This window comes from Caballeronia sp. BR00000012568055, from assembly GCF_029439455.1.
Lineage (GTDB): Bacteria > Pseudomonadota > Gammaproteobacteria > Burkholderiales > Burkholderiaceae > Caballeronia.
Window position 1 is genome coordinate 1 of the sequence record NZ_JAQFVG010000363.1, and the last position, 12,806, is coordinate 12,806.

General features: G+C 61.6%; 10 protein-coding genes and 1 pseudogene. 8 read left to right on the forward strand and 3 right to left on the reverse strand.

From position 1 onward, the window contains the following. A pseudogene (locus P7F28_RS33230) lies at positions 1–190 on the reverse strand (hypothetical protein); the annotation flags it as partial. A gap of 161 nt (positions 191–351) precedes the next feature. Here P7F28_RS33230 and P7F28_RS33235 point away from each other — a divergent pair. Further along, complete coding sequence (locus tag P7F28_RS33235) at positions 352–1,215, forward strand: 2OG-Fe(II) oxygenase (RefSeq protein ID WP_277189595.1); 864 nt, start codon at positions 352–354, stop codon at positions 1,213–1,215. 17 nt (positions 1,216–1,232) lie between these two features. On the opposite strand, the gene P7F28_RS33240 is transcribed toward P7F28_RS33235, so the two are convergent. Continuing rightward, positions 1,233–2,708 carry a lytic polysaccharide monooxygenase gene (locus P7F28_RS33240; protein WP_277189597.1) on the reverse strand — a complete coding sequence of 492 codons (1,476 nt, stop codon included), beginning with the start codon at positions 2,706–2,708 and terminating at the stop codon, positions 1,233–1,235. Positions 2,709–3,002: 294 nt separating this feature from the next. Here P7F28_RS33240 and P7F28_RS33245 point away from each other — a divergent pair, with 294 nt between their 5' ends. The 7 genes from P7F28_RS33245 to P7F28_RS33275 all read left to right on the forward strand — a co-directional run bounded on the left by P7F28_RS33245 (position 3,003) and on the right by P7F28_RS33275 (position 10,420). Next, entirely contained in the window at positions 3,003–3,944 is a 942-nt protein-coding gene (locus P7F28_RS33245) for a bestrophin family ion channel (RefSeq protein ID WP_277189599.1), read from the forward strand. A gap of 129 nt (positions 3,945–4,073) precedes the next feature. Beyond that, positions 4,074–4,676, forward strand: coding sequence for a glutathione transferase GstA (gene gstA, locus P7F28_RS33250; RefSeq protein WP_277189601.1), 603 nt, complete (start codon positions 4,074–4,076; stop codon positions 4,674–4,676). 250 nt (positions 4,677–4,926) lie between these two features. Further along, positions 4,927–5,433, forward strand: coding sequence for a spore coat U domain-containing protein (locus tag P7F28_RS33255; RefSeq protein WP_277189602.1), 507 nt, complete (start codon positions 4,927–4,929; stop codon positions 5,431–5,433). A 288-nt stretch (positions 5,434–5,721) separates the two neighbouring features. Continuing rightward, entirely contained in the window at positions 5,722–6,228 is a 507-nt protein-coding gene (locus P7F28_RS33260) for a spore coat U domain-containing protein (RefSeq protein WP_277189604.1), read from the forward strand. A gap of 69 nt (positions 6,229–6,297) precedes the next feature. Beyond that, complete coding sequence (locus P7F28_RS33265; protein WP_277189606.1) at positions 6,298–7,026, forward strand: molecular chaperone; 729 nt, start codon at positions 6,298–6,300, stop codon at positions 7,024–7,026. Positions 7,027–7,079: 53 nt separating this feature from the next. Next, positions 7,080–9,482: a fimbria/pilus outer membrane usher protein gene (locus tag P7F28_RS33270; protein WP_277189608.1), complete on the forward strand. Its 2,403-nt coding sequence runs from the start codon at positions 7,080–7,082 to the stop codon at positions 9,480–9,482. Beyond that, positions 9,479–10,420 (forward strand): spore coat U domain-containing protein, encoded by a 942-nt coding sequence (locus P7F28_RS33275; RefSeq protein WP_277189610.1) that lies wholly within the window; start codon positions 9,479–9,481, stop codon positions 10,418–10,420. Before P7F28_RS33270 ends, P7F28_RS33275 begins: the two co-directional genes overlap by 4 nt. A 28-nt stretch (positions 10,421–10,448) precedes the next feature. On the opposite strand, the gene P7F28_RS33280 is transcribed toward P7F28_RS33275, so the two are convergent. Beyond that, positions 10,449–12,734 carry an arginine/lysine/ornithine decarboxylase gene (locus tag P7F28_RS33280; RefSeq protein WP_277189612.1) on the reverse strand — a complete coding sequence of 762 codons (2,286 nt, stop codon included), beginning with the start codon at positions 12,732–12,734 and terminating at the stop codon, positions 10,449–10,451. Positions 12,735–12,806: the final 72 nt, after the last annotated feature.

Sequence of the window (12,806 nt, forward strand, 5' to 3'; positions counted from 1 at the left end):
CGCCGCCGGGCCGCCAGTTCATCGCGATGCTGCTGCAATGCGCATGATCGATACGCGCGCTGACATAGACCACCGAATGATCATCGGCTTCGCAGCGAAGCATGGTCGCGGCATGCGCTTCATGCGCTGCGTGCGCAAGCAGAACGCTGACGCCTATGAGCAGGCATCGCATCGCCGTGTGACGTCTCATCGCGAGTTCCATTCTGTCGTGCGCCTGCACCAAGCATAGTTCGCTTCGACGCCGATTCCATGAAATAGTCGCCATCGTCGTTGAGCACGTTCGGGCGTTGTTTTCAAGGCGCTTTTGTGCTTCCATTGATGCGGATACTTTGGTCTTCGAATGAGATCGCCATGAACATGAATCCTCGTTTCGACGCCGCCTGGAAGAGCTGGCTCGACGACAATATCCGTCGCGGCTGTTCGCATCAATCGCTGATCGACGCCATGGTCGCCAACGCGTTTCATCCCAACGCGGCGCGCTCGATTCTCGCGCGGACCATCGCAGGCGAATCGCTCGATACCGATATACCGATGTCCTCGGAATACACGTACGGCACGCCCATGCTGCCCGCCGCACGCGTGTTGCATGCCGCGGATCGCGCCGCGCCCAAGGTGTTCAGTTGCGACGCGCCATGCGTCGCGCTGCTCGCCGATGTGCTCAGCGGCGAAGAGTGCGAGCGCCTGATCGAGATCGGCCGCGAGCGCGTGCAGCAGTCGGCCGTGGTCGATCCCGATTCGGGCAAGGAGATCACCATCGCCGCGCGCAACAGCGAAGGCGCGTTCGTCAACGGCTCGACCGATGCGCTGATCGCGACCATCGACAAGCGGCTGGCCGAACTCGTGCAGCAGCCGGTCGAAAACGGCGAGGACCTGCATATCCTGCGCTATGGCACGGGCGGGGAATATCGGCCGCACTTCGATTACTTTCCTGAGGAGCAGGCCGGCAGCCGTCATCATTTGCTGCGCGGCGGGCAGCGCGTGGCGACCGTGATCCTCTATCTCAACGAAGTCGAGCAAGGCGGCGACACCACGTTTCCCGATGCCGGTCTGCGGATTCATCCGCGTCGCGGCAGCGCGCTTTATTTCGAGTATGTCAACAAACACGGCCAGACCGATCCGAAAACGCTTCATGCGGGCACGCCGGTCGAAAAAGGCGAAAAGTGGATCGCGACGAAATGGATTCGGCGCGGACGGTTCCGCGCCGAAGACGCATAACGTGGCCTTAGCACAGCCTATTTGCAGGCCCCGACTTTCTCCCATGCACCATCGGTGTTGGCGGCAGGATTGACGCCTGCGCTCCACCACTTGTTGCGGTAATTCACGCCTTCATAACTGACGCTCGTTCCGGCGTTGGCGTAGGTCTTGGACGAACTCCACGGCGTTGCACACGCGAGCGTGGTCTGTCCGGAACACGCGCCCAAGTCCTGCCATGATTTGCCGTTGCCCGCGTTCTGCGCGGGATTGTCGGTGTTCTCCCAGCGCGCGCTGTAGTTGTGGCCGTTCGTCGAGACGGTTTCCTTCGACTTGTACAGCGTGCCTGCTTGCCACGGGACGGCGCACGTTTGTGCGCCGCTTGGGGAGGGCGCGGGGGTTGGTGTGGGCGTGGGCGTCGGAGTTGGTGCGGGCGTCGGTGTCGGAGTTGGCGCTGGCGTTGGCACTGGTGTCGGCGTTGGTGTTGGCGTCGGTACAGGAGTTGGCGTTGGCGTTGGTGTCGGCGTCGGTGCGGGCGTAGGCGTTGGCGTCGGTGCAGGCGTCGGTGCAGGCGCGCCCGTATAGTCCATCGCGAAGTTGTAATCCTGCGGCCCGTCCACATAGATGCGATTCGCCGACAGATCGTGCTGCGGCGCGACGTTGCCGCTCGCATCCACCAAGCCGATATGCACGCGCTTCGATTGTGAGTTGACCTGACCGGCCATCGCATAGACCCAGTCGGCGGCGGCAGTCGCGCCCTGCGTCACCGTATAGCTGATCGATTCGAGGTCGTGCCCGTCCGCATCGAACACGCGCAAGGTGACCTTCATGCCGACCGGCTGATCCTTCGCGGTGGTGGGTATCGGACGGACTTCGCGCCATGCCGTCTTGGTGCCGCTAATATTCACGTCCATGCAGGCATAAAACGCTTCGGCGCTGTCGCTGCGCTGCCAGATTGCATAGAGGATGCGCTTGCCGGTCTTGCCGGCGGGCAGCTTGCAGTTCAGTTTGTAGCGGCCATTGTCGAGCGTTACGCTGGTAATTTCGCAAAACGGCTTGGCATCGAGATCGGACCATTTCAGCGGCTGATTGAAATCGTAGCCGTCCTGCGTCATGAAAATCTGAAAATAACGCGTGACGTGCGGAGCGGTCGCATTCCAGACGAAGGTGAAGTTGCCGCTCGCGTCCGGCGCGATGGTCGTGGTCGGCCAGTCGTTGCGCCCGAGGTCCAGACCGTAGTAGTTGGTCTTGCCGCCGCTGCACAAATGTCCGTCCGGCACGAAAGACTTGTGATCGCCATTGGGCAACTGATTCACGCCCGCCCAATCGTACAGAAACGATGGTCCCGACATGGCCACCGCCGCCTGACACGGGGCCGACTTCGGATTCTCGGGCCCTTCCAGATAGCACGAATAGACCCGGCTGATTGGTGTTTCCATCGTGCCATGCGCCAGCGCCGCACAGGGCAGCGCCAACGGAAACAGCACGATCATCACTTTCTTTTTGTCCGGCAGCATGTACGGCTCCTCAGGCGATTGAGCAAACGTGCGGATTGATTCGCTAACCTAAGCGTTTTAAACACTTCGGCAAAGCTGCTCTTCATTCTAGGCATTGCGAAAGCCGGCAGTTAGCGTCGGTGCGATCACATAAGCGCGCATCGTTTCCGAACTGTCAATGCAGCCGCCAGCCACGATGCGGTGGCATCGAAAACGTGCATGGTGGACACGCCCGCGCCACGGCGTGCAACGCGCGATTATGATTCTCGCTATGCTGCACACGCCCCCCTGTTTCCAAAGAGAGTGACGAACGACATGATCATCCGCCCCAAGCTGAACTGGTTCCGGCTGCTGTTCGTCTGGCGCGGTTCCGTGCTGCCGCAATTGCTGCCGCGCCTCACGCTGATCTTCGTGCTGTCGGTGGCGGCCATCTTTATGCACGATCACGTGCGCAGCTATCCGATCGGTCTCGGCACGCCGCCGTTCGCGCTGGTGGGCATCGCGCTGGCGGTGTTTCTTGGCTTTCGCAATGGCGCGAGCTATGACCGCTGGTGGGAAGGCCGCAAGCTGTGGGGCGGCCTCGTGAATACCGCGCGTTCGCTGGCACGGCAGGCGCTGTCGCTTCCGCATCCGCGCGATGCCGCAGAATCGCGTCGTTTCGTCGCAGCGCTCGGCGGGTTGGCGCACGCGCTGCGGCATCAATTGCGCGGCACCGACGCACTCGCCGATGCACTCGCCGATCTCGCGCCGCGCCTGCCGCCCGATCTGCACATCCGCGTGGCCGCCGCGCAGTTCAAGCCCGGCGTGATCCTGCTATGGCTGGGCGAATGGGTCGCCGAGCGCCGGCGCGAGAACGTGCTCGACGGCAGCGCGCTGCTCGCCTTCGAGCGCAATCTCGATGAGCTTTCCACGCTCATCGGCGGATGCGAGCGGCTCGCGAGTACGCCGCTGCCCTTCTCCTATTCCGTGATGATCCATCGCACGATCTATTTCTTCTGCGTGCTGCTGCCCTTCGGTCTGGTCGATGGCGCGGGTCTGCTGACGCCGTTGTTTTCGCTGCTGGTCGCCTACGCTTTCATGGCGCTCGAAGCCATCGCCGCGCAGATCGAAGACCCGTTCGGCATGGAAGAGAACGATCTCGCGCTCAACGCCATCTGCAACACGCTGGAAGACATGCTGCACGACATGGCCGCCGATCCCGCGTTCGAACGCGCGCCGCGTGCGGCTTCGGGTGCGCGCGAGTTCATCGTCGATTGACACCATGCGGTTGACATCAGGCAACAGTGACATTGCACCCTCACGCGACACAAACAATTTCACCGGCGCGCGGTCCGCGTATGGTCGGTCTCCTTCATAATGCTTCGCGTCTTACCCTGGAGATATGACTTGAAATTGTTCTACAAGGCCGGCGCGTGTTCGCTGGCGTCGCATATTGCACTGGCCGAATCGGGCCTGCCGTTCGAAATCGAAGCCGTCGATCTGAAAACCAAGATCACCGCCAGCGGCGCGGATTTCACTCAGATCAACGCCAAGGGCTATGTCCCGGCGCTCGTACTCGACAGCGGCGAAGTGCTGACCGAAGGCCCGGCGATCATGCAGTACGTCGCGGATCAGGCTCCGGCCAAACATCTCGCCCCGCTCGCCGATGCAATGTCGCGTTATCGCCTGCAAGGCTGGCTGACCTTCATCGGCACTGAACTGCACAAGAACTGCACGCCGTTCTTCGCCAATGGCAGCGCCGACTGGAAAGCCACGGCAATGAGCCGTCTCGAACAGCGTCTCGGCTATGTCGCGCAGCAGCTTGCAAAGCAGCCGTATCTGCTCGGCGAAGAATTCAGCATCGGCGATGCTTACTTGTTCGTGGTGCTGAGCTGGATGCCGCATATCGACGTGGATCTCGGCAAGTGGCCGGAACTGGCGGCGTTCCAGGCGCGCGTGGGCGCACGCCCCGCCGTGCAGGCCGCGCTCAAGGCGGAAGGTCTGGCGTAACGCGTGAAGTAAATCTCGCTGACGCCCGAAGGCGGTCTTCGTCATGAAGACCGCCTTTTTTATTGGCTGCCGACGGATACGGAAATCGTGCAACACATCATTTCAGCTATCTCGATAACACCGCAACGCCAATCGATATAAAGCGTTTCACGACACAATCCATCTCATTAAGAACCGTCTCATTCACTCCGAAGCGCCAGAACTTTAATCTCTCTACATCGAAACATCACTTACCGAGAGAGTTCTGACCATGTTGAAAACCATCAAACACGCCGCCATCATCGCCCTCGTCGCAGGTACTGCCGCAGTTGCCGCACCGAGCAGCTACGCATCGACCAAGTCCGCGCAGTTCGACGTCACGCTCAACATTCAGAACGACTGCGCGATCTCCGCCAACGCACTCGACTTCGGCAGTAACGGCACGCTGACCAACAACATCGATGTGAATTCGTCGCTTGCCGTCACGTGCACCAAAGGCACCACGTACGATGTCGCACTCGATGCAGGCACGGCCACCGGCTCGACCGTCGCGGCGCGCAAGATGCTCGGTTCGGACGGCACATCGACGGTTGAATACGGCCTGTTCACCGATACGGCCCGCACGCAGAACTGGGGTATCACGCCGGGCACGGACACGGTGTCGGGTATCGGCAACGGCGACAGCCAGAGCATTCCCGTGTATGGCCGCGTTCCCCCGCAATCCACGCCCGCCGCAGGCACGTATCACTCGACCGTGACGGCGACTGTGATTTTCTAAATCATCGGCGACGCTGTTTCACGTCTTGCAATGCAAGGGCCGCCGGTCTCCGGTGGCACCTCAAAAAAGGCGGTCTTCGTTACGAAGACCGCCTTTTTTATTGCCATCGCCGGATGCGGACGATCGCGCGACGCATCGCATCCACTGTCTCGATAACACGCCAGCGCCAGTCGATATAAAGCGTTTCGCAGATCACCCCATCTCATTAAGAAGCGTCTCATTCAATCCGAAACGCCGGAGCTTTATTCTCTCTACATCGAAACATCACTTGCATAGAGAGTCCTGACCATGTTGAAGACCATCAAACACGCCGCCATCATCGCCCTCGTTGCAGGTGCCGCCGCAGTTGCCGCACCGAGCAGTTACGCGTCTACCAAAGGCGCGCAGTTCGACGTCACGCTCAACCTTCAGAACGACTGCTCGATCTCCGCTAACTCGCTCGACTTCGGCAGCAACGGCACGTTGACCAACAACATCGATGTGAACTCGTCGCTTGCCGTCACATGCACCAAAGGCACCACCTACGATGTCGCACTCGATTCAGGTACGGCTCCCGACTCGACCGTTCTGACGCGCCGGATGGTCGGTTCGGACGGCACGTCGACGGTTGACTACGGCCTGTTCCGCGATGTGGCGCGCACGCAGAACTGGGGTAACACGCAAGGCACGGACACGGTTTCGCGCGTCGGCACCGGCGACAGTCAAAGCATTCCCGTGTATGGCCGTGTCCCGCCGCAATCGACGCCCGCAGCAGGCACGTATCACTCGACCGTGACGGCAACGGTGATCTTCTAAGGCATGCTTGCCTTCGGGCAAAAGAAGTTATAACAATGGGATCGTCAGCATTCGAAGAGGAGACTGACGATGCCATACGCGTTTGTAAAATCATCGGCAGCGCTGCTTCTCGTTTTGCAATGCTCGACAGCGCTCGCTGCATCGCTCGAAATATCGCCCGTCTCCGTTACGCTCGCCGGTTCTGAAAACGGCAAGGTCATCAATCTGCGCAATGCGGGCGATCAGCCCATTCATGCGCAAGTGCGGACCTTCGAGTGGGATCAGGCAGACGACGCCGACAAGCTCACCCCGACCCACGATCTCATTGCCAGCCCGCCCATCGCCGAAGTGCCGGCGGGCGGTCAGCAAGTCATTCGCGTGATCCGCGCCAACAGTGCGCCGGTTCCGGCCGAGCGCGCTTATCGCCTGATCATCGACGAATTGCCGGGCGATAGCGGCGACACCGCAACGGCCATTCAATTTCGCTTTCGATATTCTGTACCACTATTTATTTCGCCCGCCGGCACCGCCGATGCACCCGTGCTTCCGCCTGCGCTGCGATGGTCGGTCGTCGCAAAAGACAATCAGCTTGCGCTGCAGGTTGAAAACAGCGGCGCCGTTCACGCGCAATTGAGCGCGGTGACCTTGAAGACATCCGCAGGCGAAACGCACGTCTCGACCGGTCTGCTCGGCTACGTGCTGCCCGGACACACACGAAGCTGGCCGATCCGCGACGCGCCCGCGTCGTTGCGCGGCGCATCGGGCGATGTCATCGCGACCGTCAACGGTGCGAGCGTCAAGGCCTCACTCGGGAAGTGAAAGCGCGCTGAGATCGACTTTTGGTTGCGCGCGTGTATCGGTGAAAGAAAAAAATGCGCCGGACCGTCACACTCACACAATGCGCCATCGCGTTCGGCGTGATGTCGCGCGCAGCAATGGCGCAGGTCGATATCACCGGCGGTTCGCCCGCCGCGATACCGAATCTGGAAGGCGCGCCGCGCTTAGCACCCGCCGCGCAGACGCTGGTGCTCGATATCGTCGTCAATGGCACGAGTCTGGGCGAGCCGTCGTCGTTCGATCTGCGCGATGGCCAGCTCTACGCCAAACTCGACACGCTCGACAACGCCGGCATCATCACCAGCGACCTCAAGCCGGACGCCGATGGCTGGATCGCGCTGTCGTCGATTCGCGGCTTGCGCGCGACGTATCAGAGCGCGCGGCAGGAAGCGGTGCTCGTCGTGGAAGACAGCCGGCTGACCACGCGGCAGATTGGTTATCGGCTGCCACCGACGCCCAAGCCGACGCCCGGCACGGGCTTCGTGCTGAACTACGACATCAGCTATGCGCGGCAATTCGGCAACGCCTCCGACAACCAGTTGGGCATCTGGAGCGAGCAGCGCTTCTTTACGCCCTACGGCGTGCTGGACAACACCGGCACCTGGCTGGACAGCACCAGCAGCGGCGTCACCACCGGCAGCAGCCCGAGCCGCTACACCCGTCTCGATACCAACTACACGTACTCGAATCCCGCGCAACTGTTCACGTTGACCGTGGGCGACGCCGTGTCGGGTTCGCTGCCGTGGACGCGTTCGGTGCGCTTCGGCGGCGTGCAGTTTCAGCGCGATTTCACGCTGCGGCCCGACCTCGTCACGTTTCCATTGCCGACGTTTTCGGGATCGGCGGCGGTGCCATCGGCGGTCGATTTGTATATCAACGGCTTGCGGCAATACAGCGGACAGGTCGCGCCGGGACCGTTTCAGATTGCGCAGGCGCCGAGTCTGAACGGCGCGGGCGTCGCGCAGGTCATCGTCACCGATGCGTTGGGCCGCCGTGTCGCGACCAGCGTGCCGCTCTATATCGCCACTACGCTGCTTGCCAAGGGGCTGCTCAACTACTCCGCCGAAGTCGGCTTTCTGCGCGACGACTACACGGTCCATTCGTTTTCCTACGAATCGTCACCGGTCTATAGCGGCACCGCGAGCTACGGCGTCAGCGACCGGCTGACCGTGCAAGGCCATACCGAAGGCGGCCAGGGCTTGAACAATGTCGGCGCGGGCGCGGTGGTCGGACTCGGCAATGCGGGCGTGTTCAGCATGGCGGGCGCGGCGAGCCGTCTCGACGGTCTCACGGGCGCGCTGTTCGGACTGGGTTATCAGTACATCTCACAACGCTTTTCGCTGTCGCTGCAAGGCACGCGCGCCAGCGATGAATATCGCGATATCGCCTCGCTCACCGGCATCTCCACGTTCAAGCATCTTTATCAGGCGACGGTGTCGGTGTCGCCGTTTCGCGCGCAGTCGGTGAGCCTGAGCTATATCGATTCGAGCGACAGCTTCACCGGCAGCGCCCACGTGCTCACGCTGGCCTACAACGCGCAGTTCGGCAAACGCTGGTCGCTGTTCGCCACCGCCTATCGCGATTTCGCCCAGCGCAATGTCTGGGGCGGTTCCATCGGCGTGACGGTTGCGTTTGGCGGCAATGTCGCGCTCAGCAACACCATCTCCGAGTCGGGCGGACATACGACGGCGGATGTGACGGTATCGCGCCCGGCGGATTTCAGCGGCGGCTGGGGCTGGACCGTGCAGGGCGGCGCGGGCGCGGATTACCGGCATGCCTTCGCGGGCGCGAACTATCGCTCGAATATCGGCGAATTCCAGACCACGGTATCGCGCTTCAACGGCACCACCACCGGCACCGTCGAAGCCACCGGCGCGCTCGCCTTCATGGACGGCGCGCTGCTGCCCTCGCGCACCATCACCGACGGCTTCGCGCTCGTCTCCACCGATGGCGTCGCGGGCGTGCCGGTGCGTCAGGAGAACCGGCCGGTCGGCACGACCAACGCCAGCGGGCATCTGCTGGTGACGGATCTCACGTCGTACCAGCGCAATCAGTTGTCGATCGACCCGCTCGCCTTGCCGCCCGATGCGCGCATCGACAACACCAAGATCGATATTGCGCCGGAGCGCCGCTCGGGCGCGCTCGCGCGTTTCGGCATGTCGCGCTACCAGGGCGCGTCCGTCACTTTCGTCGATGCAAACGGCAAGCCGGTCGCCGCAGGAGCCGCCGCCACCAACGCCACGACCGGCGAGACGGCGATCGTCGGTTACGACGGCGTGGCGTTCTTCCAGCGGCTCGATGCGAAAAACCGCGTGCGCATTACAGGACACAAGTTCGTGTGCAACGCCGACGTATCCTTCGATGCCCCGCAAGCCGGCACGCTCGCGCAGATCGGACCAGTGCCGTGCCAGCCCGACAAAACTGAGGAGTCGCCATGAAACAGCTTCGCGGGTTCATCGTCGCGCTTATGCTGCTTTTGCCATGCGCGGCGGCGCAGGCGCAGAACTGCAACTTCACGGTCGGCTATACGGACTTCGGCACCATCAGTTCGATCCGCACCGAGCCGGAGGATATCGTCGGCGCGGTGTCGATCTATTGCAACGGCTACACCACGCCGATGGTACGCATGTGCCTGAATATCGGTCTGGCGGATCAGCGGCAGATGGTCGGTCCGTCCGGTGACAAAGTCAGTTACAACCTGTACGTGGACCCCGATCACATCAGCATCTGGGGGTCGGTGACCGCGCCCAGCACTTCGCCGCTGATTCTCGATCTGCCGGTCCATCCGAGCGGCAATATCTGGGCGCAGGAACCGTTCTACGGGCGAATTCCGCCGAATCAGAACATCACGAACGGACAATATTCGATGACCTTCAGCGCGGCCCAAACTTACTTCGTGTACGTGGGATACAGCGGCACGCCGCCCGATTGCAAGACTGCTTCCGCGCCGTATAAAACCGCGCCGTTCCAGGTCACGGCCAATGTCGGCATCGATTGCGATATCACGGCAACGCCAATGCAATTCCCCGATGCCGGTCTGCTCACGCAGGCACTGCAGGCGACCAGCAGCGTGACGGTGCAATGCACGCAGGGCGCGGGCTATTACATCGAACTGGATGGCGGCTCGACGCTGGGCGGTACGATGGAGCAGCGCAAGCTCGAACGCGCCGGCAGCACCGATACGGTCGATTACCAGCTCTATACGACCGCTCAGCGAACTTCGATCTGGGGAGACGGTACGCGCGGCACGTGGCGACTGAGCATCCTGGCAAACGGCATGCAGCAGACTTTCACCGTGTACGGACAGGTCCCGGCGCAGCAGTCGAAACCGGCGGGCAAGTACTCGGACACGGTCACGGCGACGGTCAGCTTCTGACCATCGCCGTCCTTGCTATGCGAAGCGATCAGTCACGCACGCAATCGACGAAATATTCGATACGCCCGTTGATCATCTCGCCCACCAGCCCGTGGATATCCGTGTGGAAGCCGGGGAAGCGCTCGTTGAACTCACGCGCGAAACGCAAATAATCGACGATCGTGCGATTGAAACGCTCGCCCGGAATCAGCAACGGAATGCCCGGCGGATACGGCGTCAGCAAAATGCTCGTCACGCGCCCTTCGAGTTCGTCGATAGGCACGCGGTCGATCTCGCGGTGCGCAAGCTTGGCGAAGGCATCGGACGGTTTCATGGCCGGCTCCATGCTCGACAGATACATCTCGGTCGTCAGACGCGCGATGTCGTTGGCGCGATAGACGCTGTGAATCTGCGCGCACAGATCGCGCAGGCCCATGCGCTCGTACGACGGATGCTGCGCAACGAATTCCGGCAGCACGCGCCACAGCGGCTGATTGTTGTCGTAGTCGTCCTTGAACTGCTGGAGTTCGGTGACCATCGAATTCCAGCGGCCCTTGGTAATGCCGATCGTGAACATGATGAAGAACGAGTACAAGCCCGTCTTCTCCACGATGATGCCGTGCTCCGCCAGATACTTCGTGACGATGGCCGCCGGAATGCCCGACTCGCCGAATTCGCCGTCCACGTTCAGTCCCGGCGTAATGATGGTCGCCTTGATCGGATCGAGCATGTTGAAGCCTTCGGCGAGCGCGCCGAAGCCGTGCCAGCGATCGTTGGGCTTCAACACCCATTCCTCGCGGTCACCGATGCCCTCTTCCGCCAGCGCGTCCGGGCCCCAGACCTTGAAGAACCAGTCGTCGCCGTATTCCGCATCGACCTTGCGCATGGCGCGGCGGAAATCCAGCGCTTCCGCGATCGATTCCTCCACCAGCGCTTCGCCGCCCGGCGCTTCCATCATCGCCGCCGCGACGTCGCACGACGCGATGATCGCGTATTGCGGCGACGTGGACGTGTGCATCAGATACGCCTCGTTGAAACGATGGCGGTCGAACGCGCTGTTTTCGCTGTCTTGCACGAGAATCTGCGACGCCTGCGAAATACCCGCCAGCAGCTTGTGCGTGGAGTGCGTCGCGAACACCAGCGCGCCGGTACGCGGACGGCCCGCGCCGATCGCGTGCATGTCCTGATAGAACGAGTGGAACTCGGCGTGCGGCAGCCAGGCTTCGTCGAAATGGAGCGTGTCGAGCAGATCGCCCAGCAAGTCTTTGATCATTTCGACGTTGTAGATCACGCCGTCGTACGTGCTCTGCGTGATGGTCAGAATGCGCGGCTTGATCTTCGGGTTCTTCGCCAGCGCCTCGCGCGCGAACGGATTCGCCTCGATCTTTCTGCGAATGTTTTCGGGCTTGAACTCATCGCGCGGAATCGGACCGATGATGCCGAAGTGATTGCGCGTCGGCGCGAGGAACACCGGAATCGCGCCGGTCATGGTGATGGCGTGCAGAATCGACTTATGGCAATTGCGATCCACCAGCACGATATCGCCCGGTGCAACGGTCGCATGCCACACGATCTTGTTCGACGTGGACGTGCCGTTGGTCACGAAAAAGAGATGATCCGCGCCGAAGATGCGCGCCGCGTTACGCTCGGATGCCGCCACCGGGCCGGTGTGATCGAGCAACTGGCCGAGTTCTTCGACGGCATTGCAGACGTCCGCGCGCAGCATGTTTTCGCCGAAGAACTGGTGGAACATTTGCCCGAGCGGATTCTTCAGGAACGCGACGCCGCCCGAGTGACCCGGACAGTGCCACGAATACGAGCCTTCGTCCGCGTACTGCACCAGTTCCTTGAAGAACGGCGGCGCGAGCGCATCGAGATAGACCTTCGCTTCACGAATCACGTGACGCGCAACGAACTCCGGCGTGTCCTCGAACATGTGGATGAAACCATGCAGTTCGCGCAGGATATCGTTCGGCAAGTGGCGCGAGGTGCGCGTTTCGCCGTACAGGAAAATGGGGATATCGGCATTGCGGCGGCGCACGGCGTTGATAAACGCCCGCAGCGCGACGATCGCCGATGCGAGTTCCGGCGTATCGCCTTCGACCACGACGTTGTCCGCGTAGGGCAGCAATTCATCGTCATCGATCGACAAAATGAAACACGACGCGCGGCTCGATTGCTGCGCGAACGCGGCGAGATCGCCGTAACTCGTCAGACCGAGGACTTCGGCGCCTTCTTTTTCGATCGCCTCGGCCAGCGCCCGGATACCGGAACCCGAGATGTTCTCGGAACGAAAGTCTTCGTCGATGATGACGACAGGAAAGCGGAACTTCATGAGGCGAATCTCCAAATGGAAACGACCGCTGTCTTGTTAGAAGGCCAGCGGTCATTTGACAAGCTTTTAACT